This is a genomic window from Spirillospora sp. CA-128828, assembly GCF_050945415.1.
Classification (GTDB): domain Bacteria; phylum Actinomycetota; class Actinomycetes; order Streptosporangiales; family Streptosporangiaceae; genus Spirillospora.
Window position 1 is genome coordinate 6184820 of sequence record NZ_CP191986.1, and the last position, 22362, is coordinate 6207181.

Annotated in this window: 28 protein-coding genes; 14 read left to right on the top strand and 14 right to left on the bottom strand. The window is 68.9% G+C overall.

Annotated elements, in window-relative coordinates; genetic code table 11:
• Nucleotides 1-380: 380 nt before the first annotated feature.
• Nucleotides 381-1928 carry an amino acid adenylation domain-containing protein gene (locus ACQPXG_RS29885; RefSeq protein ID WP_433462463.1) on the bottom strand — a complete coding sequence of 516 codons (1548 nt, stop codon included), beginning with the start codon at nucleotides 1926-1928 and terminating at the stop codon, nucleotides 381-383.
• 233 nt (nucleotides 1929-2161) lie between these two features.
• Here ACQPXG_RS29885 and sbnA point away from each other — a divergent pair, with 233 nt between their 5' ends.
• Together sbnA and sbnB are read left to right on the top strand one after the other, a co-directional pair.
• Nucleotides 2162-3127, top strand: a complete 966-nt coding sequence (gene sbnA, locus ACQPXG_RS29890) for a 2,3-diaminopropionate biosynthesis protein SbnA (protein ID WP_433462464.1) — start codon at nucleotides 2162-2164, stop codon at nucleotides 3125-3127.
• 26 nt (nucleotides 3128-3153) lie between these two features.
• On the top strand, nucleotides 3154-4179 hold the full coding sequence (gene sbnB, locus ACQPXG_RS29895) for a 2,3-diaminopropionate biosynthesis protein SbnB (RefSeq protein WP_433462465.1): 1026 nt from the start codon (nucleotides 3154-3156) through the stop codon (nucleotides 4177-4179).
• Here the strand turns inward: sbnB and ACQPXG_RS29900 are convergent.
• Both ACQPXG_RS29900 and ACQPXG_RS29905 read right to left on the bottom strand, forming a co-directional pair.
• Nucleotides 4170-4997 carry a helix-turn-helix domain-containing protein gene (locus ACQPXG_RS29900; protein ID WP_433462466.1) on the bottom strand — a complete coding sequence of 276 codons (828 nt, stop codon included), beginning with the start codon at nucleotides 4995-4997 and terminating at the stop codon, nucleotides 4170-4172. The genes sbnB and ACQPXG_RS29900 overlap by 10 nt on opposite strands.
• Nucleotides 4998-5076: 79 nt before the next feature.
• A complete protein-coding gene (locus ACQPXG_RS29905; protein WP_433462467.1) occupies nucleotides 5077-5655 on the bottom strand; it encodes a Uma2 family endonuclease in 579 nt (192 codons plus the stop codon).
• 221 nt (nucleotides 5656-5876) lie between these two features.
• Here ACQPXG_RS29905 and ACQPXG_RS29910 point away from each other — a divergent pair, with 221 nt between their 5' ends.
• Together ACQPXG_RS29910 and ACQPXG_RS29915 are read left to right on the top strand one after the other, a co-directional pair.
• Nucleotides 5877-6602: an SDR family oxidoreductase gene (locus ACQPXG_RS29910; RefSeq protein WP_433462468.1), complete on the top strand. Its 726-nt coding sequence runs from the start codon at nucleotides 5877-5879 to the stop codon at nucleotides 6600-6602.
• An 11-nt stretch (nucleotides 6603-6613) separates the two neighbouring features.
• Entirely contained in the window at nucleotides 6614-7369 is a 756-nt protein-coding gene (locus ACQPXG_RS29915; RefSeq protein ID WP_433462469.1) for an SDR family NAD(P)-dependent oxidoreductase, read from the top strand.
• Here ACQPXG_RS29915 and ACQPXG_RS29920 read toward each other — a convergent pair whose 3' ends face one another.
• The 5 genes from ACQPXG_RS29920 to ACQPXG_RS29940 form a co-directional block, all read right to left on the bottom strand.
• Nucleotides 7370-7804: an NUDIX domain-containing protein gene (locus ACQPXG_RS29920; RefSeq protein ID WP_433462470.1), complete on the bottom strand. Its 435-nt coding sequence runs from the start codon at nucleotides 7802-7804 to the stop codon at nucleotides 7370-7372.
• A 10-nt stretch (nucleotides 7805-7814) separates the two neighbouring features.
• Entirely contained in the window at nucleotides 7815-8318 is a 504-nt protein-coding gene (locus tag ACQPXG_RS29925) for a nitroreductase family deazaflavin-dependent oxidoreductase (RefSeq protein ID WP_433462471.1), read from the bottom strand.
• Nucleotides 8319-8381: 63 nt separating this feature from the next.
• Complete coding sequence (locus ACQPXG_RS29930) at nucleotides 8382-8804, bottom strand: hypothetical protein (RefSeq protein ID WP_433462472.1); 423 nt, start codon at nucleotides 8802-8804, stop codon at nucleotides 8382-8384.
• 126 nt (nucleotides 8805-8930) lie between these two features.
• Nucleotides 8931-9125, bottom strand: coding sequence for a DUF397 domain-containing protein (locus ACQPXG_RS29935; RefSeq protein WP_433462473.1), 195 nt, complete (start codon nucleotides 9123-9125; stop codon nucleotides 8931-8933).
• The gene (locus ACQPXG_RS29940) at nucleotides 9094-10089 is read right to left on the bottom strand and encodes a helix-turn-helix domain-containing protein (protein ID WP_433462474.1); all 996 of its coding nucleotides are present in this window, start codon (nucleotides 10087-10089) and stop codon (nucleotides 9094-9096) included. Before ACQPXG_RS29940 ends, ACQPXG_RS29935 begins: the two co-directional genes overlap by 32 nt.
• A gap of 82 nt (nucleotides 10090-10171) precedes the next feature.
• On the opposite strand from ACQPXG_RS29940, the gene ACQPXG_RS29945 reads away from it, so the two are divergent.
• Nucleotides 10172-10468: an ATP-binding protein gene (locus tag ACQPXG_RS29945; RefSeq protein ID WP_433462475.1), complete on the top strand. Its 297-nt coding sequence runs from the start codon at nucleotides 10172-10174 to the stop codon at nucleotides 10466-10468.
• Nucleotides 10469-10595: 127 nt separating this feature from the next.
• Entirely contained in the window at nucleotides 10596-10967 is a 372-nt protein-coding gene (locus ACQPXG_RS29950; RefSeq protein ID WP_433462476.1) for a hypothetical protein, read from the top strand.
• A gap of 1 nt (nucleotide 10968) precedes the next feature.
• On the opposite strand, the gene ACQPXG_RS29955 is transcribed toward ACQPXG_RS29950, so the two are convergent.
• A complete protein-coding gene (locus ACQPXG_RS29955; protein WP_433462477.1) occupies nucleotides 10969-12273 on the bottom strand; it encodes an MFS transporter in 1305 nt (434 codons plus the stop codon).
• A 170-nt stretch (nucleotides 12274-12443) separates the two neighbouring features.
• Between ACQPXG_RS29955 and ACQPXG_RS29960 the strand changes: the two genes are divergently transcribed.
• Nucleotides 12444-12911: a MarR family winged helix-turn-helix transcriptional regulator gene (locus tag ACQPXG_RS29960; RefSeq protein ID WP_433462478.1), complete on the top strand. Its 468-nt coding sequence runs from the start codon at nucleotides 12444-12446 to the stop codon at nucleotides 12909-12911.
• 65 nt (nucleotides 12912-12976) lie between these two features.
• Here ACQPXG_RS29960 and ACQPXG_RS29965 read toward each other — a convergent pair whose 3' ends face one another.
• Together ACQPXG_RS29965 and ACQPXG_RS29970 are read right to left on the bottom strand one after the other, a co-directional pair.
• Nucleotides 12977-13891, bottom strand: a complete 915-nt coding sequence (locus ACQPXG_RS29965; RefSeq protein ID WP_433462479.1) for an NADP-dependent oxidoreductase — start codon at nucleotides 13889-13891, stop codon at nucleotides 12977-12979.
• An 81-nt stretch (nucleotides 13892-13972) separates the two neighbouring features.
• Nucleotides 13973-14563, bottom strand: coding sequence for a Uma2 family endonuclease (locus ACQPXG_RS29970; RefSeq protein ID WP_433462480.1), 591 nt, complete (start codon nucleotides 14561-14563; stop codon nucleotides 13973-13975).
• 149 nt (nucleotides 14564-14712) lie between these two features.
• Between ACQPXG_RS29970 and ACQPXG_RS29975 the strand changes: the two genes are divergently transcribed.
• Together ACQPXG_RS29975 and ACQPXG_RS29980 are read left to right on the top strand one after the other, a co-directional pair.
• Nucleotides 14713-14955, top strand: coding sequence for a hypothetical protein (locus tag ACQPXG_RS29975; RefSeq protein WP_433462481.1), 243 nt, complete (start codon nucleotides 14713-14715; stop codon nucleotides 14953-14955).
• Between the two features lie 91 nt (nucleotides 14956-15046).
• On the top strand, nucleotides 15047-16144 hold the full coding sequence (locus ACQPXG_RS29980) for an acyl-CoA dehydrogenase family protein (protein ID WP_433462482.1): 1098 nt from the start codon (nucleotides 15047-15049) through the stop codon (nucleotides 16142-16144).
• Here ACQPXG_RS29980 and ACQPXG_RS29985 read toward each other — a convergent pair.
• On the bottom strand, nucleotides 16119-16529 hold the full coding sequence (locus ACQPXG_RS29985; RefSeq protein ID WP_433462483.1) for a DUF2000 family protein: 411 nt from the start codon (nucleotides 16527-16529) through the stop codon (nucleotides 16119-16121). The two genes, ACQPXG_RS29980 and ACQPXG_RS29985, sit on opposite strands and share 26 nt — an antisense overlap.
• A 62-nt stretch (nucleotides 16530-16591) precedes the next feature.
• Between ACQPXG_RS29985 and ACQPXG_RS29990 the strand changes: the two genes are divergently transcribed.
• From ACQPXG_RS29990 to ACQPXG_RS30000, 3 genes are read left to right on the top strand one after another with little or no spacing between them, the layout of a single operon-like run.
• Complete coding sequence (locus tag ACQPXG_RS29990) at nucleotides 16592-17392, top strand: AraC family transcriptional regulator (RefSeq protein WP_433462484.1); 801 nt, start codon at nucleotides 16592-16594, stop codon at nucleotides 17390-17392.
• 15 nt (nucleotides 17393-17407) lie between these two features.
• A complete protein-coding gene (locus ACQPXG_RS29995; protein ID WP_433462485.1) occupies nucleotides 17408-18433 on the top strand; it encodes an ADP-ribosylglycohydrolase family protein in 1026 nt (341 codons plus the stop codon).
• A gap of 47 nt (nucleotides 18434-18480) precedes the next feature.
• Nucleotides 18481-19278: an alpha/beta fold hydrolase gene (locus ACQPXG_RS30000; protein ID WP_433462486.1), complete on the top strand. Its 798-nt coding sequence runs from the start codon at nucleotides 18481-18483 to the stop codon at nucleotides 19276-19278.
• Nucleotides 19279-19775: 497 nt separating this feature from the next.
• On the opposite strand, the gene ACQPXG_RS30005 is transcribed toward ACQPXG_RS30000, so the two are convergent.
• On the bottom strand, nucleotides 19776-20546 hold the full coding sequence (locus ACQPXG_RS30005; RefSeq protein WP_433462487.1) for a transposase family protein: 771 nt from the start codon (nucleotides 20544-20546) through the stop codon (nucleotides 19776-19778).
• A gap of 142 nt (nucleotides 20547-20688) precedes the next feature.
• Here ACQPXG_RS30005 and ACQPXG_RS30010 point away from each other — a divergent pair, with 142 nt between their 5' ends.
• Both ACQPXG_RS30010 and ACQPXG_RS30015 read left to right on the top strand, forming a co-directional pair.
• Nucleotides 20689-20946 carry an NAD(P)-binding protein gene (locus ACQPXG_RS30010; protein ID WP_433470071.1) on the top strand — a complete coding sequence of 86 codons (258 nt, stop codon included), beginning with the start codon at nucleotides 20689-20691 and terminating at the stop codon, nucleotides 20944-20946.
• Complete coding sequence (locus ACQPXG_RS30015) at nucleotides 20886-21908, top strand: flavin-containing monooxygenase (RefSeq protein WP_433470072.1); 1023 nt, start codon at nucleotides 20886-20888, stop codon at nucleotides 21906-21908. The genes ACQPXG_RS30010 and ACQPXG_RS30015 overlap by 61 nt, the downstream gene beginning before the upstream one ends.
• Before the next feature lie 81 nt (nucleotides 21909-21989).
• Here the strand turns inward: ACQPXG_RS30015 and ACQPXG_RS30020 are convergent, their stop codons facing one another.
• On the bottom strand, nucleotides 21990-22325 hold the full coding sequence (locus ACQPXG_RS30020) for a hypothetical protein (RefSeq protein WP_433462488.1): 336 nt from the start codon (nucleotides 22323-22325) through the stop codon (nucleotides 21990-21992).
• Nucleotides 22326-22362 lie beyond the last annotated feature (37 nt).

Genomic DNA, 22362 nt, shown 5'->3' on the forward strand with positions numbered 1-22362 from the left:
TCAAAGAGAATGACCACAGACTGATCGGGTTTCCCCGTCCCCTTTCACCCCGAGCCCCTTCCGGGAACGCGAGAATGCCCCCGCGATCTCGGAGTCAACGCCCTGTGTTCCGGCCAATACGGAGCGCCGCCGCTTTCCGCTCTCGGCCGGAGCCGCCCGCGTCCCGCGTACTACTCGGGAGTAGCGGGGTCACAGTCAACCAGCCGGTCACATGCCTCGCAATCCCCTCAAAAGCAGAACTTGACCCGACCCATTGCTAACAAGAGTGACAAAACTGCCGGTCGAGGTACCGCCACCAGGCCGGCCGGACGCTCGCCGGGTGACAAAGGTTGACGACTGAATCCGGCCACTGCGATTACGTTCGGTGAACTGTCGCGCCTCTACCTGGGCGGGTACTCGTGCACGACGACGGCGGCGGCGCGCACCGCCGGATGGCGCTGCAGCACCGCCTCGATCTCGCCCAGCTCCATCCGCACGCCCCCGATCTTGACCTGCCGGTCGACGCGTCCCAGGTACTGCAGGGTGGCCCGGTCCTCGCCGCCCGCGCCGGCCGGCAGCAGCCGCACCGCGTCGCCCGTCCGGTAGAGGCGCCCGGTCGGGGACGCGCCGAACGGGTCGCGGAAGAACGCCTCGCGGGTCCGCTCGTCGTCGCCGAGGTAGCCGCGTCCCACGACCACCCCGCCGACGAACAGCTCGCCGGTCTCGCCCACGTCGCATGCAGCCCATGTGCCGTCGCCCTCCTCGCGGAGTACGTACAGGCGGGCGTTGACGATCGGGGTGCCTATCGGCAGGCGGAGAAGGTCCAGGTCAGCGGCGGTCACGGTGTGGTGGGTGACGTCGTCGGAGCACTCGGTCGGGCCGTAGGCGTTGAGGAGGCGGGCGTGCGGCACGGCGTCCAGCCAGCGGCGGGACAGCTCGGCCGGCAGCTCCTCGCCGGTGGCGATCATCCAGCGGAGGGTGCCCAAAGGTCGTTGCCGAGGGGTCTGGGGAGTCGTCCCCCCAGAGAGGCCCGAGCCGGGGGCGAGGTCGTCCAGGAGGTGCCTGACCATGGTGGGGACCAGCTCGACGATCGTGATGCCCTGGGCGTCGACGGCGCGGGCGAACGCGACCGGATCGTGCGCGGTCTCGTCGCCGATGACGTCCACCCGTCCGCCCAGCAGCAGCGGGCAGAGCATCTGCCAGATCGAGATGTCGAAGCCGAGCGGGGCGGTGAACGCGAGCACGTCGTCGCCGGTCAGCTCCAGGTCGATGATCTTCGCCCAGAGGTGGTTGAGCATGCCCCGGTGCTCGACGACCGCGCCCTTGGGACGGCCCGTCGAACCCGAGGTGAACAGGACGTACCGGGGCTGGTCCAGCCCGTTCAGGCGCGGCTCGCCCGGCCATTCGGGCAGGTGCCCGGACCGGGCGGCGTCGACGACGCGGCAGCCTGCCTCGGCGGCGCCCTCCGCCAGCGCGGGGTTGCCCGCATCGACCGTGACCAGCAGGGACGCCCCTGCCTGGCTGAGCACGTCGCGGACGCGGCCGGCGGGCCAGGACTCGTCGGCGGGGACGTAGAGGGCGCCGATCAGCTCGATCGCCAGGAACGCCGCGATGACGGACGCGCGGCGCCCGCCGCCGACGCCGACGACCGTGCCGGGCTCGACGCCCTCGTCCTCCAGCAGCGTGGCCAGGCGGCGGGCCTCGGCGGCCAGTTCCGCGTAGGAGAGCGAGCGGTGCTCGTCGGTCACGGCGGGACGGTCGCGTTCGGCGGCGAACCGCTCCACCCGCGTGATGACGGGGTCGGCGAGGTCGACGTCCCGCTCGCGGAGCATCCCGTGCCGCGCGGCCAGCGCGCGGGCCCGGCCGGTCTCGGCCGCGGACACCTCCAGGGCGGGCAGCCCGGCCTGGGCGAGCAGCCGGTCCACGGCGGGTCCGCGAGCACTCATCATTACTCTCCGTGATGTAGAACTTCTCGCTGTAACAGCAATGCAAGCGGGGGCATAGCTTATGTCCGGCGTTCCCCAGAAGCATCTCGCATTCTGCCCTACCGGTCGGTAATCAGGGGGTTGCGGCGGGAAGATGGGCGAAGGTACCGTGATGCTCCGCCATGGCTCCGGTGTGCAGCCCGCGGCGAGCGTCGGGGGAAGATGAGGGAATTGCTTCTTCATTTCAGGGTGGCAGCGTGCCGATAGTGACCTCGCCGCAGGATTTCAATGTCGACGACCTTTACGTCGATCTCCGGCACGTCATCGAGCGGCCGCTCTACCTCAAATGCGAGGGCTTCAATTTCGCCGGTTCGGTGAAGCTCAAGGCGGCCGCCGCGATGGTCGAGGCGGCCGAACGGGAGGGCGCGCTCACCCCCGATTCGATCATCGTGGAGTCGTCCTCCGGCAACCTCGGCATCGCGCTCAGCCTGATCGCCGCGAGCCGCGGGCTGCGGTTCGTGTGCGTCACGGACCCGCGCTGCAATCCCGCGTCGATGCGGGTCATGCGGGCCCTCGGCGCGGAGGTCCGCGTCGTGTCCGACCGGGACGCCAACGGCGGCTACCTGGGGGGCCGCATCGCGTACGTCCGGAACCTGTGCGCGGCCGGCGGCGAGTACGTGTGGCTGAACCAGTACGCGAACCGGAACAACTGGCTCGCGCACTACCGCGGCACCGCGCCGGCGATCGACCGGGAGTTCCCTGACCTGGAGGTCCTCTTCGTCGGGGCCGGGACGACCGGGACCCTGATGGGCTGCGCCCGCTACTTCCGGGAGCATGGCCGCCCGGTCACGATCGTGGCGGTGGACGCGGTCGGCTCGGTCACCTTCGGCGGCATCCCCGAGCGGCGGATGGTGCCGGGGCTCGGCACCAGCAGCAAGCCGGCGCTGGTGGACGAGTCGTTCATCGACGACGTGGTGCACGTCCCCGAGACCGACACGATCCGGGCCGTGCACGCGCTGGCGTCGCGCGGGTTCCTGTTCGGCGGCTCGACCGGCACCGTGGTGTCGGGCGCGTCCCGCTGGCTGGACGAGAAGTACCCCGGCGAGGACCCGGTCGCGGTGGCCATCGCCCCCGACTTCGGCGAACGCTACCTGGACTCGATCTACGAGAAGAACTGGGTGCGCGAACACTTCGGCGACCTCGCCGCCACCCTCGGCACCTGATCATCTGGAAATCACGGAGTTTCTCAATGACGCAGCCCCCGACGTTCGCCGTGATCTCCGGCGCCCAGGTCCACGACGCGGTCGCCGGACGGGAGGCGGAGGTCACCCGGACGGTCGAGGCGGCCTACCGGCTGCACGGCGAGGGGCTGACCGTCAACCCCGACTCCTACTTCCTGCGGTTCCCGGGCCGGCCGTCCGACCGGATCATCGCGCTGCCCGCCTCGGTCAAGGGCGACGTCGGCGTGCACGGCATCAAGTGGATCTCCAGCTTCCCCGGCAACGTCGCGAACGGCATCCCGCGCGCGTCGGCGGTGCTGATCCTCAACGACGCGGAGACGGGCTACCCGTTCGCGTGCCTGGAGAGCTCGATCATCTCCGCCGCGCGCACCGCCGCGTCCGCCGCCCTGGCGGCCGCCGCCCTCGCCGACGCCCGCGGTCCCCGCCCGCGCCGCGTCGGGTTCGTCGGCGTCGGCCTCATCGCCCGCTACATCCACACCTACCTGGCGGGGAACGGCTTCGCGTTCGACGAGCTCGGCGTCCACGACCTCTCGCGCGAGCACGCCGAGGGCTTCAAGGGATACCTGGAGCGGTCGGAGAAGGGCGACATCACGATCCACGAGTCGGCCGAGTCGCTGATCCGCTCGTCCGACCTGGTCGTCTTCGCCACCGTCGCCGGCGAGCCGCACGTGCCGGACCCCGGCTGGTTCGCGCACGCACCGCTCGTCCTGCACGTGTCGCTGCGGGACCTCTCCCCCGAGGTCATCCTGTCGTCCTGCAACATCGTGGACGACGTCGAGCACTGCATGAAGGCGAACACCTCCCCGCACCTGGCCGAACAGCAGACCGGCAACCGCGACTTCGTCGACGGGACGCTGTACGACGTGCTCACCGGCAGGACGACGCCGCCCGCCGGCAAGCCGGTCGTCTTCTCACCGTTCGGCCTGGGCGTCCTCGACCTGGCGGTGGCGAAGTACGTCTACGACCAGGTCTCGTCGTCCGGCACGCTGAACACCGTCCCCGACTTCTTCCACGAGATGAAACGCTACGGCTGACGGGACGTGGCGGCGAGGGAGCCGAGCAGGGCGAGCGCCTCGGCGCTCGGCGACGCCGGTTCCGCGTGGTAGACGACGAGCTCCTGGCCCGGGCTCGACCGTACGTCGAACGTCTGCATCGTCAGCGTCAGCGGCCCGACCTGCCGGTGGTCGAAGCGCTTGCTTTCGAGCGCCTTGCCCCGGGCGTCGTGCCGCGCCCACAGCTCGGCGAACTCAGGGCTCCGGTCGAGTAGTTCGGCGAGCACCCGCCGGACCCGGGGGTCGTCGGGCGCCTCGCCGTGGCCGAGCCGGAAGCCGGCGACGCTGTTGCGGGCGACCTCGTGCCAGTCGCGGTAGAACGTCCGCGCGGCCGGGTCCGTGAAGACGACGTGCATGAGGTTGCGGGAGTGCGCCCAGTCATGGAACAGCGCGTCGGCGATCGCGTTCGACGCGAGCACATCGTAGGCGCGGTTGTAGACGATGGCGGGGTTGTCCGGCCACGCGTCCATGAGTTGCAGGAGGCTCGGGTCGACACGGTCGGTGACGGCGGCGGCTCGGGCGCGCGGGCTCAGCCCGGCCAGGCGGAACAGGTGCAGCCGGCCGTCCTCCGCCAGCCGCAGCGCGACGGCCAGTGCGTCGATGACCTGCGCTGACGGCTTCCGCTCCCGGCCCTGTTCGAGCCGGACGTAGTAGTCGACGCTGACCCCGGCGAGCATCGCGACCTCCTCACGGCGCAACCCGGGAACCCTGCGAAACCCGGTGGAGGGAAGGCCCACCTCGCCCGGGGTCACCTGGGCCCGCTGAGCGGAGAGGTAGGCCCCGAGATCGGTACGCGTCATGCCGCCATGCTAGGTCGAGCGGCGCCGGACTTCCTGGGTGCGGCACTCCCACGAACACCGCAGGACTTGGTGAACAGGGCTAGACGAAGTCGGAGGTGTCCAGCTCGAACCCGAACGGCTCGGGCAGTGCCAGCCCCTTCCCGAAGGACGCCTGATCGGTGCGCGCGTAGTCCTTGCCGTCCGGCTGGCTGAACAGGACCACTCGTTTCTCGTCCCGATCCACAAGCAGGTAGAGCGGGATCTCTGCACGCGCGTACCCGTACCGCTTGGCCTCCCGGTCAGGTCCCGGTCTCGACGACGTCACCTCGACGACCATGGCGATGCCGTCCGGCTCCGACCACGAATCGTCGTTGTCGTAGACGTCCAGGTCGAGGGGCGCGAACGTGCCATCAGGGATCACGTAGTGCGGGAGGCCGCCGTCACCAGGCAGGACCAAGCCCATGTTGCCGGAGAAGTCGAATGCGGTCGAACTGTGCAGAGTCACCTGGCGGTTGATCCTGGCGATGTTCCGCTCGTGCCTGCTACCGGGGGGTGGTGACACGACGATCTCTCCGTCGATCAGCTCGGCTCGGAGACCCTCGGGAGTGTCGAGGGCGAGGAACTTGTCCAGGAGACCGTTGTCTCCCTGCGCCGGAGCCTCATCAACCATGACAGCCATGCTCTGCTCCCTTCCTCGCGAACGAGCCTAAAGCAGAGCGTCACCCTTCGCATGCAGATAGTAGTAGCAGGGCCTTGCATACCCAGCGTACGGGGTCCGATCTCACCCCAGAAAGGACCACCTTTCCGGCGCGGCCTGGGCTCGGCGGGCTTTCTGGGTGCGGCACTCCCAGGAACGCTGCGGCCTGCCGCCTTTCCGCCGGACCGGCCAGTGTGGTGGCCATGGCAACGAAACAACCGAAGGTCGTCCTCGTCACCGGGGCCAGCAGCGGGATCGGCGAGGCCGTCGCCGCCCGGCTCGTCCGGGAGGGACACCGCGTGGTCGCGGGGGCGCGGCGGATCGACCGCCTGAAGGCGCTCGCCGACCGCTGCGGCGACCTCCTGGCCCCGGTGCGGCTGGACGTGACCGACCGCGCGGGCGTCGAGGCGTTCGTCCGGCGCGCCCGGGAACTTCACGGACGGGTCGACGTCCTGATCGGCAACGCCGGTGTCATGCCGCTGTCGCGGCTGGACTCTCTGCTCGTGGACGAGTGGGACCGCATGATCGACGTGAACGTCCGCGGGCTGCTGCACGGGATCGCCGCGGCGCTGCCCGTCTTCACCGCCCAGGGCGGCGGGCACTTCGTCACTATCGCGAGCATAGGCGCGCATCAGGTCGTCCCGACCAGCGCCGTCTACTCCGGCACCAAGTACGCCGCGTGGGCGATCACCGAGGGCCTGCGCCAGGAGTGCGATCCGTCGATCCGCGTCACGACGGTCTCGCCAGGCGTGGTCACCTCCGAACTCGCCGGCTCCATCACCGACCCCGGAGCGGCCGAGGCGATGCGCGCCTACCGGGCGACCGCGATCGCCCCGGACGCCATCGCCCAGGCCGTCTCCTATGCCCTCTCCCAGCCGGACGACGTCGACGTCAACGAGATCGTCGTCCGTCCGGCCCGCCAACGCTGAAGGAACAGCTCATGCAGAACATCCCTTCCACCTGGGACCTCACCGGCCGGGTCGCCGTCGTCACCGGCGCCGCCCGCGGCATCGGCCACGCCACGGCCCTCCTGCTCCGCGACCGCGGCGCCCGCCTGATCGTCACCGACCGCTCCGAGGCAGTGGAGGAACTCGCGACGGCCGACGGCGTGGAGGCCCTCGTCGGGGACGTCGCCGACGAGGATCTCGCCCGCTCGACGATGCGGCTGGCCCTCGACCGCTTCGGACGACTCGACATCCTGGTCAACAACGCGGGCCGCACGCTCAACAAGCCGATCACCGAGACCACCGTCGAGGACTTCGAGGGCATCCTGCGCGTCAACGCGCGCGGCAACTTCGTCCAGGCCCGGGAGGCGTTCCGGGTGATGGAGGCGGGTGACGGCGGCGCGATCGTGTCCGTCGCGTCGGTCTCCTCGGTCGTCGCGTTCGAGACGCAGACGGCCTATGCCGCGTCCAAGGGCGCCTTGGCCCAGATGACGCGCGTGCTCGCCATCGAGGGCGGTCCGAAGGGCATCCGCTCCAACGCGGTGCTCCCGGGCGTCATCGACACCGACATCATGGAGGGCGTCGTGGAGAACAGCCGCGAGATGCTCGCCTCGTTCGGCCCGGCCCACCCCATCGGCCGGATCGGACGTCCCGAAGAGGTCGCCGAGACCATCGCCTTCTTGGTGTCGGACGCGTCCAGCTTTATCACGGGAGCGCTCCTCGCCGTGGACGGTGGCTGGACCGCCCAGTGATCAGAGGCCGATGTTGGCCTTGGCGCCCATGTAGGAGCCCGCGCCGGGGAACCCGGCGCGGGCCAGCTCCGCGAACCGCTCAGAGAAGCCGAGACCTGGCAGGTCGGCGAGCCTGACGAACGTCACGGCGCGGATCGGCCTGGTGTCGTTGCCCGCGATGTCACCGAGGGTGCCGCCGATGCGGCGGCTCTCGAAGGTGATGTGCAGGACGTGGGCTCCGTCGGGCGGCAGGTGATCGCAGACGTAGAGGAGCCGTCCGATCTCGACCTCTAGGCCGGTCTCCTCGCGCATCTCGCGGACCAGCGCGTCGGCCAGGGGTTCGCCCTCCTCGACCGTCCCGCCGGGCAGCGACCACGACCGTCCGGCGCCGGTGTCCTGGTCGAGCAGCAGAATGCGCCCGTCCTCGACGACGACGCCCGTGACCCGAACCTTCACCCCCCGCAACCTACCGGTCGCGCCGGGTGAGGCGGATCACCGGGTATTCGCGGTCGGACTTGCTCTGGTACTTGGCGATGCGGGGCTGCGCTTCGGCGATGCGCTGCCAGGCCTGCTCACGGTCGGCGCCGTCGAGCAGGTGCGGCGTCACCGGCATGGGGTCGCGGCCCGGCAGTTCGATCGAGGCCCGGTCGGCGTGCGCAATCAGGTTGACGTACCAGTCCGGGTTCCGACTGCCGCCGCCCGAGGCGACGACGAGCCGGGCGTCCTCACCGTCGGCGAACCAGGCCACGGGTGTCTCACGCGGCTCCCCGCTCCGGCTGCCGACCGTGTTCAGGATCAGCACGTCCATGCCCATGAACGTGCCGCGCCCTCGCCGGATCTTGCGGTTCGTACGGGCGTTCATGCGGTGCTGCATCCACCGCGAGAACGCGCCGGGCGTACCGCTCTTGCGCCCTTCGCGACCGCCCGCCTGCTTCTTCTGCGCCATGTCCGCCTCCACTGTGGTGTCCATGGACATGACGCTATGAGCGGCTCGGTCATGGGCGCTTCTCGATTCCTGACCGGTCTGGCTCCCCTACGGCGACCAGCACAGGTGCATAGGGACGCCCTCGGTCAGGAAGCTCTCCTCGAACGGCGCCCACTGTCCGGGATGGTCGATGAGGTGGACGCGGCGGCCCGCCGGTTCGCCGTGCCCTTCGGGCAGTTCGGGTCGGCTGGAGCCCGGTGTGAGCCCGGCCCGCTCGGCGACCGCGAGCATGGCCTCGGCGGTATAGGGCTCGGTCGGTTTGATGTCGAAGGCGTCCGGGTCGAGGTGCCGCAACAGCGCCTCGAGAAGGTTTCGGTCCACCGCTTGCCGACGTGCGGCCCGGATGAGGCTCTCGAACGCGTCCAGGGCAAGCTCACTGGCGTTCTGCCAGGCGATGAAGGAGTCTTCGACCTGGTCGTCGCGTCCCGTCTGGCCACCCCCGCCGTCCACCAGCTTCAATTCCACGGGCACGCCGCTCTCCCTCATCCGCAGTGATCGCCGCCCCTCCGACGCTCAGAGTTCCGAACCCGCCCACATCCGCCCCGGCTCCGAGGCAAGGCGTCGAAGGCTTCACCCCGGAGCCGCTAGAGCGCGGACCTACGGCCTGTCGAGGCTTCCCTCCCTGATCCGCCGCACAAGCTCGCTGAACCCTTCCCCGCTCACAGCCAGCCGGTCACCATCCGGGTCCTTGGAATCCCTGATTCCAATGCCCGTGCGCAATCCGGCCACCTCGACGCAGGCTTCATCGTTGATCGCTCCGCTATGTGAGCTCTTGCGCCAGCCGGTCTTCACTCGCCACCTCCGACAACTCAGCGATGCGGGCTTGAGAGGCCTCCTCAGACAGGGCCTTGAACCCGATTCGCTCGTAATCTACGGCGAGTTCCTGTACCTCCGCTGTGTCGTCGATCAGTCGGCCGCCCCTCCGAGCGCCGACATAGGCGACTTGACGGTTGTTCACGGTGATGAGCGAGAACGGTCCATCCAGCCCCAGGTGTGCACCGGCCGACTTGGGGAGCAGACGCACCGATACGTGCGGATGCCTCCCGAGTTCGAGGAGATGGGCGAGCTGGGCGGCCATCACCGCATGGCCACCGATCTCAGATGTCACGGCATCCTCGTCCAACAACGCCCAGACATAGGGAGGGGACGGCCGGGAAAGTATGGCGTCCTGCCGAGCCTTCCGTGACCGGACCGCCTGTTCGACGTCCTCTGCGTCGCTCTCCGCGAGAAGGGCGCGCATGTAGTCCTCGGTCTGGAAAGGCGGCGGAATGATCTGCCCCTGGTAGATCCGGATCACGGACGCGGCCGCCTCATACCGGCCATGCCGCAGGAACCAATTTGGATCATGGCCTCTGCGGGCGAACGTGACGAGCCTCTGGAAGTGGCCCCCCGTGTCCCATGCCTCATCCAGCAGCTCAGCCTGCCTCATATCGAGCTGGACCCTGCCCGCTTCCAGGTTCGAAACATGAGAACGAACGTAGCCGATGATCTTACCGACCTGAATGCCGGTCATACCGTGCCTTTTTCGGTAAACCCGCAGGTCATAGGCCAGCCATGCATAGAGCGAAGACGTTGGATCGATCTCATCCGCGGCGGTCACTGAGGACCTCCCGTTGTTTACAGAGTTTACGTATACACCGCACCCTAGCCCACAGATGGTGACCCTGGAGCCACAAATCGTGAGCATCTCCAGGAAGGGCCGAACGGAAATGATCACACCGCACGACTGCCTGCTGTTCCCTATGTTGGCGTCCAAGGCGGCACCTGGTCTGGCGCGCACGCTCACGCGATCGCGCCTACATAATTGGGGCTGTATGCACATTTCGGACGATGCATTCTTGATCGCATCGGAATTGATCACCAACGCCGTCGCGGCGACGCCCGGCCAGGAGATCCGCTACCAGTGCAGCCGTGACGCATCCGGCGTGCTCATCGCCGTGTGGGATTCCAGCCCGGCTCTCCCTCGTCTGCGCCCGGTGATCGACATGACGCTCGGCACCCTGGACGTTTCCGAAGAGCACTGGGACGACAACGGCGGCCGGGGCCTCCCGATCGTCGCGGCCCTGGCCGCCGAGTGTGGGCACACCCCCGACCCGTCCGGCGGGAAATGGGCCTGGGCTCGCCTCAAGCCGTGACAACGCCCCCAGGCTCTGCCGGCCGATCCACCCGCGGCTGACCTCGGCTGCGGTTCGCGGTGCGCTCTGGACGGTCCCCTACGAAGCGCGCCCATAGACGCCATGACAAAGGAAAAGGGGACAACCCATGACCATCAAGCGTGCCCACAGCGTCGCCGCCGTCCTCATCGCTGCCATCGTCGGCGGCTTCACCGGCGGCTTCTTCGGGGCCTCCATGGTCGCCGCCGGCTTCGGCACCCTCGGTGCCGTGCTCAGCGCCGTCCTTGTCATCTACGGCAGGTACATCGCCGACCACGTGAGCGACGGTGTCCGCTACATCACCAACCGCTTCGGCTTCGTCGGCGGCGTCGGCGTATGTGTCGTCGTCTTCGTCGGAAACGTCGCCCTCATCGCCGGCTACCTCCACGCCCTCAGGGCGATGCCTTTCGCCGGTTTCTTCTGTACCCTCCTCGTCGGCTTCGCCGTCGGCAGCATCCGCGAGCGCGTCGTCGGCGACTGACTCACCTGCAAGGGTCCGGCCCGCCGCCGGACCACTGACTGACTTGCAAGGGTCCGGCACCGCCGGACCCTTGACGTCTTTCCGCCGCCGCGGGGGTGGTGCTGTGGTCGGAGGCCGCGGCTTGGCCGAGGTTCGCCGGGACGGAGGCCGCGGTGGTGCGGGGTCGGTGCTGTTCGAGCCAGTGTGAGACGACGGCCAGCACGAGAGCGGCGGCGGCCAGAACGGCGCCGACGGCGTTGGGTGCGGTGTAGCCGAGGCCTGCGGAGATCACCAGGCCGCCGAGCCACGCGGACAGGGCGTTGCCCAGGTTGAAGGCGCCGATGTTGGCCGCGGAGGCAAGCGTCGGCGCGTCGTGGGCGTGGTCCAGGACGCGCTTCTGCAGCGGCGGGACGGTGGCGAAGCCGAGAAGGCCGATGAGGAAGACGGCCACGACGGACGCGGCCTTCCCGGAGGCCAGGAACGTGAACAGCAGCAGGATCAGCGCCAGGCCGCCCAGGGCGGTGTAGAGCATCGGCATGAGCCTGCGGTCCGCGAAACGACCGCCGATCAGGTTTCCGGCCACCATGCCCAGTCCGAAGACCACCAGCAGCCAGGTGACGGAGGATTCGGCGAAGCCACCGACCTCGGTCATCATCGGCGCGATATAGGTGATCGCGGCGAACACCCCTCCGAAGCCGAGGACCGTCATGGCCATGGCCAGGACGACCTGGGTGTTCCTGAAGGCGGCGACCTCGTGCCGCAGCCGTACTCCTTCCGGCTTGGGAACGTCCGGCACGAGCTTGGCGACACCGGCCAGGCCGAGTACGCCGAGGGCGGCGACGATCAGGAAGGTCACGCGCCAGCCGGCGGTCTGGCCCACGAACGTGCCCAGGGGCACGCCGATGACGTTGGCCACGGTCAGGCCGGTGAACATCATGGAGATGGCGCCGGCCTTCTTCTCCGGCGCGACGAGTTCGGCGGCGACGACGGAGCCGATGCCGAAGAAGGCGCCGTGGGCCAGCGATGCCACCACGCGGCCGATCAGCATGACGGCGAAGACCGGAGCGACGGCGGAGATGAGGTTGCCGAGGATGAACAGGCCCATGAGCAGCATGAGCATGTTCTTGCGAGAGATCCTGGTGCCGAGGACCGTCATGATCGGTGCGCCGATCATGACGCCGAGGGCGTAGCCGGTGACGAGGAGGCCAGCCGTCGGCACGGACACGCCGAGGTCCGTGCCGACCTGGGGAAGAAGCCCCATGATCACGAATTCCGTGGTGCCGATTCCGAAGGCCCCGATGGCCAGGGCCAGCAGTGCGAGCGGCATGTGAGCAGTCCCTCTGGGGTTCCGGGTGAGATTGCATGAGCATTCTACGAGCGTCGACAATAATTGCAAACGCGGGCTAATGGCAAGCGCGGGTATAGTGAGGTCCGTGACACGGCGGTAGGCGCTCTGCCGGCGCGTCCGCTCGCACGGCCCGACCGAGGGAGCTGCTGATGACCGCGACCGACCCGGCGATGACCGCACTGGCGCACAGCTGGTCGGCGCTCTCGCTGCTGCACGGACGCATCGAGAGCAGAGTCGAACGTGCTCTCCAGGCCGGACACCGGCTGAGTGCGCGCGAGTATTCGCTGCTGGACGTGCTGAGCCGCCAGCACGACGGCGAGGGCGGGCACCTGCAGATGCGGCAGGTCGCCGACTCCGTCGTCCTCAGCCAGAGCGCCACCACGCGGCTGGTGACCCGGCTGGAGGACCGCGGACTGCTCTCCCGTTACCTGTGCCCCACCGACCGCCGCGGCATCTACACCGACGTCACCGACGCCGGCCTGCGCCTCCTGGAGGAGGCCCGCCCCACCCACAACACGGCTCTGCGCGAGGCCCTCGACCAGGCGGCCACCGACCCCACGCTCGCGCCCCTGGTCCATGCCGTGCTGCAATTGCAGGGCGGTATCCAGCCGGCCTGACCTGCCGCCGCCCGCGCACAGGATGCCCGCCGCTTGGGGTCCTCACCCGACCGGCGATCCTCGGGTCAGATCTCGATGACGACCTTGCCGGGGATGCCGTTCTGTTTGGCCTGGAACGCCTCGCGCGTTTGAGCCAGGGGGTAGGTGGCGCCGACGTGGTTTCGAAGGCCGCCCGACTCGGCTCGCTTCGCCAGTTCGGTGAGTTGTTCCCGGTCGGGTTCGACGATGAAGAAGACGGCGCGTCCCTCGTCCGGCTCGACCGGGGGCGGCGCGGTGATCGAGACGAGTGCGCCGCCCGGCTTGATCTTGGCCGCCGACCGGGCGAGGAGGTCGCCGCCGATCGTGTCGAAGATCAGGTCGACCGGCTCGACGGCGTCCTCGAAGCGCTGCCTTTCCAGGTCGACGAACGTATGGGCGCCCATTTCGATCGCGAGGTCCGCGGCCCGGGCCCGCCCTGTGGCGATGACGTGCGCTCCCGCCTGCCGCGCCAGCTGGACGGCCAGGGCCCCGGTGCCGCCGCCCCCGCCATGGACGACGACCGTCTGCCCCGATTCCAGCCCGCCGTGCACGAAGAGGGCCTGCCAGCAGGTCAGCCCGGCCAATGGCAGCGCGGCGGCCTCGGTGTAGGTCAGTGACTGGGGCATCAGGGCGAGGTTGCGCGCCTCCACCGCGACGTACTCGGCCGCCGCGCCGTCGCGGTGCCAGTCGGTCAGGCCGAAGACGCGGTCGCCCACGGCCAGGCCGGCGGTTCCGTACTTGACCTCGGTGACAACTCCAGCGACGTCATGGGCGGGGATCGACGGCGTCCGGTCCCGCCCCGCCCGGTCGACCCACGTGCCGGGCCAGTCCAGCTCGTCCGGGACGAACCCGGCCGCGTGCACGCGGACCACGACATCGCCGGTCGCCCCGCTCGGCATCGGCGCGTCCTCGAAGACCAGCCCGTCGCTACCGCCGCGCTTGTGGATCCGTACAGCTCTCATCGTGCTCCGCTCCTCTGCAGTGACTCCTTCCCAAGGAGACAACATTCCCCCGCCCACTGTGACGGGCGGATGGAGCCACGCTCAGGCGAAGCCGGACGTGTCCAACTCAATCTCGAACGGCTCCGGCAGCGGCAGCGGCTTCCCGAACGGAACCTGATCGATGTGCCCGTAGTCCTTGCCGTCCGGCCCGCTGAAGAGGACCACCTTCTCCTCGTCGCGATCGATCAGCAGGTAGAGGGGAATGCCCGACCGCGCGTAGCCGGTTCTTTTGGCCTCTCGATCCTGCGCCGGCCTCGTGGAGGTCACTTCGACCACCATGACGATGCCGTCGCTCTTCGCGGGCATCCACGAGGCGGCACCGTGGAAGGGATCCTCCTCCATGGAGGTGAAGGTGATATCCGGGATCACACGGTTGTCCGGGTGCTCCCCTGTGCCGGGCACCTTAAGACCCTTGTTGCAAGCGCACTCGAACTCGGTGGCGCTGTACCGGATGACCTGGCGGATGATCTTGGCTATGCACCGTTCATGGTCGCCAAGGGGGGGTGGTGTCACGACGATCTCTCCGTCGACCAGTTCGGCTCGGAAGCCCTCCGGGGTGTCGAGGGCGAGGAAACCTTCAAGGAGAACGTCGGCGTCCTCGTGTGACAGAGGCTCATGAACCATCACAGTCATGCTCTGCTCCTTTCCTCGCCGGGCGAGTTTATGAGCAGAGCGCCACCTTCCGCATACAGATCGTAGTTACCGAGGCTTACGCTCCCAGCGTACGGCCCTGTGTCTCGCGCGGGGCAGATAGAACCAGCCCGAGTGGGCACGGTTTGTCTATGGATGAGCGAGATAGCAGGCGCGGGGACGTTCAGGAACTCAGCGACTTCGAGCTGGTCGTGTACGAGACCGTCGCGGAGATCGACAAGGAGCGCGGGGCGGCCGACTTCGAGACGATCGGGGCGCTCGTCGAGGCGCCCGAGGAGGATCTGTGGGCCGCGCTCGGGCACCTCGTCTCGATCAACCACCTGCATTCGACCAGCAAGGGGTACGTGCTCGGGCCGCACGACTGGGCGCCCTGATCGTCCCGGTGGACGGGAACCCCTTAAGGCGGGCGCCGGGCGCGTGGCACGATGACCCGGTGAGCGTGGGACCTGTGTGGGAGGCCGCCCGATGAAACTCGTCGTCACCGAGGAGCAGCGGGAGCTGCGGGACGCACTTCGGCGGTTCTTCGCGGACCGGTCCCCCGCGGCGGAAGTGCGGCGGCTGATGGAGACGGCCGAGGGCTACGACCCCGGGGTCTGGGCGCAGATGGCCGGGCAGCTCGGGCTGCAGGGCCTCGCGATCGCCGAGGAGCACGGCGGAGCCGGGTTCGGGGTGCGGGAGCTGGCCGTCGTGTTCGAGGAGATGGGACGGGCCGTCGTGTGCGCGCCGTTCCTCGCGACGATCATGGCCGCCGCGGCCTTGGAGGCCGGTGAGGGCGGGCACGACCTGCTGCCCGGCATCGCGGACGGGTCGGTGATCGCGACGCTGGCGGTGGCCGAGGACGGCGGTTCCTGGGACGTCGACGAGGTGGCGGCGACGTTCGACGGCGGGCTGCTGCGGGGGACGAAGAACTACGTCCTGGACGGGCACGTCGCCGACGTGATCCTCGTGGCGGCCCGCAGCGGGGACGGGGTCGGGGTCTATGCCGTCGAGGACACGGCGGGGCTCGCCCGGAACGTCCTGCCGACGCTCGACCAGACGCGGAAGCTGGCGCGGATCCAGTTCGACGGCGTCCCGGCGCGGAAGGTGGGCGACCGGGACGCGCTCGGGCGGGCGCTCGACGTCGCGGCCGTCGCCCTGGCCGCCGAGGAGCTCGGCGGGGCGCAGAAGACCCTCGACATGACCGTCGAGTACGTGAAGGTGCGGCACCAGTTCGGGCGTCCGATCGGGTCGTTCCAGGCGATCAAGCATCGGTGCGCCGACATGTTCGTGCTGGTGGAGTCGGCGCGGTCGGCCGTGCTCAACGCGGCGGGAGCCGCGGACGAGAGCCCGGAGGAGCTGCCGGCCGCCGCCGCGCTGGCGAAGGCGTACTGCTCGGACGCCTACTTCCACACGGCCGGTGAGGCCATCCAGCTGCACGGCGGCATCGGGTTCACCTGGGAGCACGACGCGCACCTGTACTTCAAGCGGGCACAGGGGTCTCGGCAGCTGTTCGGGGCGCCGGACCGGCACCGGGAGCGCGTCGCCGCGCTCGCCGGGCTCACGGGTGCAGCCGCAGCCCTTTGAGGACCTTGTCCACGCCGTTCTTCGGGCCGTGGACGGCGAACCCGACGAGGGGCATCTCCTCGGCGGTGACCGCGCGGACGGTCTCGCGGTTGGCCTCGTCGTGGCCGGTCTTGAACATGTCCTCGATGTAGACGGCGAGGTCCATCTCGCGGGCGAGGGCCCGGCCGTGCGCCTTGAGGATCGCGTCGGTGTCGGCCTCGTAGACGAGGACGGGCTGCCGGAACATCGCCAGGTAGGTGTTGCCGGACGCGTCCTCGTACGGCTCGCCGATGACGCCGGGCACGCCGCCCGCGACGGCACTGGCGAGGAACGCGGTGACGTTGAGCCGCTGCCAGGCGGCCAGGTCGTCCCGCACCACGATCCCGATCTTGGTGTCGAAGCGCATGCCCTCCAGCCTGCCCGGGCGGGGGTGCGCCGTCTTGAACGCTCGTGCGCCAGACTGGGCGGGTGGACTGGAGCAGGTACTGGCGGTCGCCCGACCGCCCGCTGGAGGCGATGCACGCTCACTTCGAGCGGCACGTCTACCACCGGCACAGCCACGAGACGTACTCGTTCGGCGTCACCGAGGACGGCTACCAGGCGTTCCGGTGCCGGGGCGACGCCCACACGAGCGCGGCCGGGATGGTCATCGCGTTCAACCCCGACGATCCGCACGACGGCCACGCCGCGGACGAGCTGGGCTTCACCTACCGGATCGTGCACATCGGCCCGGAGCTGGTCGCCGACGTCCTTGCCGACATCGCGGACGCCCCGGCCGGCCTGCCCCTGTTCGGCTCCCCCGTCGTGACCGACCCGGTCCTGGCGAGGAACCTGCGCGGCCTGCACGCGGCGCTGCTCGGCGGCGCGCCCGCGCTGCGGCGGGACGAGCTGCTCACGGCGACCGTCGGGGCCATGGTCGACCGGGCCGCGACGCGACGGCTGCGCACCTCGTCGTCCAGCGGCTTCGTCGAGCGGGCCCGGCGGCGGCTTGAGGGCGCGTACCTGGACGACATCGGCGCCGACGAGCTGGCCGAGGCGGCGGGGTGCAGCCGGTTCGCGCTGTACCGGGCGTTCCGGCGGGCGTACGGGATGGCGCCGAGCGACTACCAGCGGCAGCTCCGCCTCCGCGCCGCGCGTCGGCTGCTCGCCCGTGGCGACGCGATCGGGGACGTGGCGGCCCGCACCGGTTTCGCCGACCAGAGCCACCTGACGCGCTGGTTCGTCCGGTGCTACGGCATGACGCCGGGCAGGTTTCAGAGCGCCGTTTGAGGAAGAATGCCCGCCATGAGAAGGGCGAGCGGGGCGATGTTCGGGCTGGCGTACGGGGACTCCCTTGGGGCGCCGACCGAGTTCCTCACCATGAAGCAGATCCACAGGCGTTTCGGCGACCACGGGCCCACGCAGCTGAACGGCGATCCGGCGCTCGTGACCGACGACACCCAGATGGCGATCGCGGTCGGTCTCGCCCTCCTGGACGCCCTGGAGAACCCTCCGTTCACCCCCGACCTGATCACGCCCATGTGGAGGCGGCGCTTCGTCGACTGGCTGAACAGTCCCGACAACAACCGCGCGCCCGGCAACACGTGCCTGCGGGCGTGCGGGAACCTCGAAGCCGGGATGCCCTGGGTGGAGGCCACCGTGGCGGGTTCCAAGGGCTGCGGCGCCAACATGCGCGTCGCGCCGGTCGGACTCGTGCCCGGCCTGTCGGACGAGACGCGGGCGGGCGCGTCGCAGCTCCAGGCCGCCCTCACCCACGGTCACCCGACCGGGCTGGCGGCTAGCGAGCTGACCGCGTTCGCCGTCCGGTGGCTGGCCGACGGGATGGCCCCGTCCGACCTGCCGGAAGCACTCCGCGCCCGCTGCCACGACCAGCGCGAAACGTATCACGAGCGGTGGCTCGGCACCCTGTGGCAGCAGCCCGGGATGGACGCACCGGAGACGTTCATCGCCCGGGGCTGGGACGAGTGCCTCGCCGTCCTCGACCGCCTGGACGCGGCCGTGACGCTCGGTGGCCGCGCGTCCGACCCGTGCGAGATCACCGGCGCGGGCTGGGTCGCCGAGGAGGCGCTCGCCACCGGGCTGTTCTGCTTCCTGCTGTTCCCCGAGGAGCCCGTCGAGGCGATCTGGCGCGGCGCCGCCAGCTCCGGCGACTCGGACTCGATCGCCTGCCTGGCCGGCGCGTTCGCGGGCGCGCACCTCGGCATGGACGCCTGGCCGGGCGAGTGGTCCGCCCGCATCGAGTACGCCGCCGACCTCGCCAGGATCGGCGGAGCCTGGGACCGGCCGGGGGTTGACGGCGGCTTGCCGTAAAGCTAACCTCATTAGCCATAGGGCTACAGAAATTCTAGGAGTGCGTCATGAGCGAGACCCGGTTCCTCGACCTTCCCGGTGGGCGGCTGGCGTACGACGACAGCGGGGACGGGCCGCTGGTCGTCTGCCTGCCTTCGATGCTCGACCTGCGGTCGCAGTACCGGTTCCTCCGCCCGCTGCTGCTCAAGGCCGGCTACCGGGTCGTGACCGTCGACCAGCGCGGGATGGGCGAGACCAGCGCGCGGTGGCCCGAGTACGGGAGCACGCCGCTCGCCCATGACCTGCTGGCGCTGCTGCGGCACCTGGACGCCGGACCCGCCCTCGTCTACGGGTGCTCGAACGGCGCGGCCGCGGCGGTGTGGGTGGCGGCCGAGGCGCCCGAGCTGGTCAAGGGTCTCGTGCTGGCGGCCCCGTTCGTCCGGGACGGCAAGGGCGGGTTCGCCCAGAAGCTGACCACCGCGCTCATGCGGATCCCCGGGCTGGCGCTGCCGCTCTACATGTCGTACTACCCGAAGTGGGAGCCGAAGCCTCCGGCCGACTTCGCCGAGCACAAGGCGAAGCTGAAGGCCAACTTCAAGGAGCCGGGCCGCAGCAAGGTCATCGTCGACTACCTGAGCATGTCGCACGCCGAGGCCGAGGCTCGACTCGACCGGGTGCAGGCGCCCACCCTCGTCATCATGGGGACGGGCGACATCGACTGGGACGACCCCGCCGCCGAGGCCGAGTGGGTCGCGCAGAAGCTGAACGGCCAGGTCGTCCTCCTGGACGGCGCCGGGCACCACCCGCACGTGGAGTTCCCCGAGAAGGTCGCCGAGGCCGTCGAGACCTTCCAGCGGTCCCTCTAGGGCCGCGTGACCGCTGCTCACCGACCGCGGAGGCCGGGTGCCGCATGGGTGACGAGATCCTTGCGTTCTGTTGGTAGATCAACCATGATGTCGACATTGAGGATGCTGGGGCGACGATTGAGTCGTCTCACGCTTGAGTAACCAAGAGATCGCAAGGTAGCCCCGCTGCCCGAACTGCGCATCTGCGGCTTAAGGAATCGGATACGACACTGTCGACGCAAACCTCGCGCCCGGCCTGCCCATCGACGCTCGCGACCCGCGGCCGGTGTCCAGTTCCGCACTGATCTCGGCATCCGCAGCCTGCGGCCGCTGACCGACAACCCTGGCAAGGTCACCGCCCTGACGACGCATGGCCCGACGTCGCCGTCGCTCACAGACCGCCCGCATCCGATAGCCATCTCGTCGCAGAATCCATCGGAGCATCCCATGACGCAGGGGCCGGGGAAAAACCTCACCATCGCCATCGCCGGAGCGGGTTTCGGTGGACTGAACCCTTTTCAGTTGGCGTGAGTCTCGCGAGCCTGTAGCACGTGGATGGCCTTGGCCAGGTGGCCGGCGCGGTGCGGGCAACAGCGGAGCTTGCGGAGGATCCGCCCGCTCTTGAACTGCGCATTCGCGCGCTCGCCGGGGCTGCGAAGCCGGGCGTGGGACCGGTTGGCGTTCTTGAGGTGCTCAGGCTTGTTGCGGCCCTTGTACGGGGTGAACAGCGGTTCGCCCGCGCCGTTGTACCCCTTGTCGGCCAGCACCAGCAGCCCGGTGGCCTCCAGCGCCCGCAACAGGCCCCAGATCCGGGTGGCTTTGAGGTCGTGGACCGCACCGGGCAGCGCGCCCGACACCCACACGATCTCCCCGCTCGGCGTGGCGATGACCTGCAGATTCATGCCGTGCTTGCGGTGCTTTCCGGAATAGAACGGCCGGTCGGCGGCGACGCGGTCAATCGGGATGAGGGTGCCGTCCAGCACCAGATAGAGCAGCCCGTCCTCGACTGCTTTGCGCAGGGCCTGGGCCAGCTTGGGCGACCGTGCGGCCAGCAGCTCGACGGTCTCGTTGACATACCTCCACGCAGTCGTGGTCGATACTCCGAACCCGGCGCCCAGCTCAGCGAACGTCTCGCCTTTGCGCAGGTAGACCAGCACCATCAGCGCCTGCATGCCGGGCGGCAATGCCCGGTCCTTGCCGTCCAGGCGCGCGCGGTGCCGCCGGACGACTCCGGTCACGTACTTCAGGGTCGAACGCGACAACGGCAGCGAAGCACGGTACAACAGCATGCAAAGCCCCTGGTGGTCTGGCGTGGATTGTGGTGATCAACCCGACTACCAGGGGTTTTCCGCTGCCGAGGATGGACACGCCGTCCGCGATCATGCCGTGATCGGCGATCTCATCGACGCAAGCGAAAAAGGCTCACTGTGCATGGGCGTGGCGCTGAAGAAGGCAGGGATCAACTCCTCCACCATTTTCGAAAAGGCCGCCGACGTCGGGGGAATCTGGCGGGACAACACCTGCCCCGGATGCGGCTGCGACGTGCCGTCCCACCTGTACTCCTTCTCCTTCGAGAAGTATCACGCCGTCGGCCAGCTGCACCGCCCCAAACAACCCAACATCTCGGTCTGGAGGACTTCGGCGGCTCCCGCTTCCACACCGCGGAATGGGACCACAGCAAGGATCTGACCGGCCGGGAGGTCGCGGTCATCGGCAACGGCTCCAGCGCCGCCCAACTGATCCCGCTCGTCGCGCAGAGAGCCCGTCAGATCTATGTCTATCAGCGCACGCCGAACTGGGTCATTCCAAAGCCGAAGGCCGAATTCGGCCCCGTCACCCAACTGGCCTTCCGCAACCTGCCGTTTCTGCATCCCCTCTACCGGGCGGCCACCTACCTGGCAGCGGACATCATGCTCTCGCCGGTCATCGCCCGAGGATGGTCAGCCCGCCCGGCCGAACGGATAGCACGCCGTCACCTGCGTCGTCAGGTCACCGACCCGGAACTTCGAAAACTACTCACCCCCGACTATCCGGTCGGCTGCAAGCGCATCGTCATCGACAGCACGTTCCTTCCGGCGCTGAACCGCATGAACGTCGAGCTGGTCACCACCGGTATCTCCCGAATCACCAAGACCGGTATCGAGTCCAGCGACGGGACACACCGGAACGTCGACACCATCATCTACGCCACCGGATTCCGGGCCTCTGAATTCCTTGTCCCCATCGACGTCCAAGGAAGAGACGGAGCCAGACTCCACGAAGAATGGCAGCAGGGTGCCCAAGCATACCTTGGCATGGCCTACCCCCGGTTCCCCAACCTGTTCTTCGTGCACGGGCCGAACACCACCCTGGGGCACAACTCCAACGTCTTCATGATCGAGTGCCAGGTGCACTACATCATGAAATGCTTGCGACTGCTGATGCGTACGGGCGCCGCCGCCGAGATCGAAGTACTCCCCGAAGCAATGCAGCAGTACCGGCAGACCCTCGACCGCTGGATCAACCGAACCGTGTGGGTGGCCGGCTGCCAGAGTTGGTACAAGAACGACACTGGCCGCGTGACCAATCCCTGGCCTGCCTCGACCATGCGTTACCGGAGACTCACCCGCAAGAACCCTGAAACTGCGTTCACGGTGCGTCCGGTGCCGTAAACGGAGGGGACGCAGCAAGGCCGCTTGAGAGCAAGCAGGGTTCACCCCGGCTTGAGCCGATCATGCCGCCGGGAGCCCAGGTCACGGGTTCACATAGACCAAGGTAAGTGCAACTGTCACCAGTTGACTTGATTCGACGTTAACCAATACCGCTATATCCCCACCTTGGGGAACGATATTGTGTACGCTCATTCGAGCACTTCCGATCATTGGCCTAAATACTGGATCCACCTCCGTAACACTGGCCGTCACCCGAGTCTCCGGAGTGGATCCAGGTGCTGACGCAGTGAGGATGTTCAGCCCTTTGGTGCGGTAGAAGAACCGGCTTGTGCGAATGCTCTCAAATGCGAGAATTTCCTCGCGCAAGTCCTGGGGAACTTCAAGTGGTTCCACCGTCTCGATGTTCGTAATAGTCATAGAGTTGACCTCCTGTCAGGGCGTCGCGATCGGGCTT

Excerpts from the sequence above, each read along its gene's own strand:
- ACQPXG_RS29885 (WP_433462463.1), bottom strand. The coding sequence starts at position 1,928 with ATGATGAGTGCTCGCGGACCCGCCGTGGACCGGCTGCTCGCCCAGGCC.
- ACQPXG_RS29985 (WP_433462483.1), bottom strand. The coding sequence starts at position 16,529 with ATGCGCTTCGACACCAAGATCGGGATCGTGGTGCGGGACGACCTGGCC.
- ACQPXG_RS30010 (WP_433470071.1), top strand. The coding sequence starts at position 20,689 with ATGGGCGTGGCGCTGAAGAAGGCAGGGATCAACTCCTCCACCATTTTC.
- ACQPXG_RS29925 (WP_433462471.1), bottom strand. The coding sequence starts at position 8,318 with ATGGACACCACAGTGGAGGCGGACATGGCGCAGAAGAAGCAGGCGGGC.
- ACQPXG_RS29915 (WP_433462469.1), top strand. The coding sequence starts at position 6,614 with ATGCAGAACATCCCTTCCACCTGGGACCTCACCGGCCGGGTCGCCGTC.
- ACQPXG_RS29905 (WP_433462467.1), bottom strand. The coding sequence starts at position 5,655 with ATGGCTGTCATGGTTGATGAGGCTCCGGCGCAGGGAGACAACGGTCTC.
- ACQPXG_RS29950 (WP_433462476.1), top strand. The coding sequence starts at position 10,596 with ATGACCATCAAGCGTGCCCACAGCGTCGCCGCCGTCCTCATCGCTGCC.
- ACQPXG_RS29900 (WP_433462466.1), bottom strand. The coding sequence starts at position 4,997 with ATGACGCGTACCGATCTCGGGGCCTACCTCTCCGCTCAGCGGGCCCAG.
- ACQPXG_RS30000 (WP_433462486.1), top strand. The coding sequence starts at position 18,481 with ATGAGCGAGACCCGGTTCCTCGACCTTCCCGGTGGGCGGCTGGCGTAC.
- ACQPXG_RS30005 (WP_433462487.1), bottom strand. The coding sequence starts at position 20,546 with ATGCTGTTGTACCGTGCTTCGCTGCCGTTGTCGCGTTCGACCCTGAAG.
- sbnB (WP_433462465.1), top strand. The coding sequence starts at position 3,154 with ATGACGCAGCCCCCGACGTTCGCCGTGATCTCCGGCGCCCAGGTCCAC.
- ACQPXG_RS29995 (WP_433462485.1), top strand. The coding sequence starts at position 17,408 with ATGAGAAGGGCGAGCGGGGCGATGTTCGGGCTGGCGTACGGGGACTCC.
- ACQPXG_RS30020 (WP_433462488.1), bottom strand. The coding sequence starts at position 22,325 with ATGACTATTACGAACATCGAGACGGTGGAACCACTTGAAGTTCCCCAG.
- ACQPXG_RS29960 (WP_433462478.1), top strand. The coding sequence starts at position 12,444 with ATGACCGCGACCGACCCGGCGATGACCGCACTGGCGCACAGCTGGTCG.
- ACQPXG_RS29970 (WP_433462480.1), bottom strand. The coding sequence starts at position 14,563 with ATGACTGTGATGGTTCATGAGCCTCTGTCACACGAGGACGCCGACGTT.
- ACQPXG_RS29965 (WP_433462479.1), bottom strand. The coding sequence starts at position 13,891 with ATGAGAGCTGTACGGATCCACAAGCGCGGCGGTAGCGACGGGCTGGTC.
- ACQPXG_RS29975 (WP_433462481.1), top strand. The coding sequence starts at position 14,713 with ATGGATGAGCGAGATAGCAGGCGCGGGGACGTTCAGGAACTCAGCGAC.
- ACQPXG_RS29910 (WP_433462468.1), top strand. The coding sequence starts at position 5,877 with ATGGCAACGAAACAACCGAAGGTCGTCCTCGTCACCGGGGCCAGCAGC.
- ACQPXG_RS29980 (WP_433462482.1), top strand. The coding sequence starts at position 15,047 with ATGAAACTCGTCGTCACCGAGGAGCAGCGGGAGCTGCGGGACGCACTT.
- ACQPXG_RS29955 (WP_433462477.1), bottom strand. The coding sequence starts at position 12,273 with ATGCCGCTCGCACTGCTGGCCCTGGCCATCGGGGCCTTCGGAATCGGC.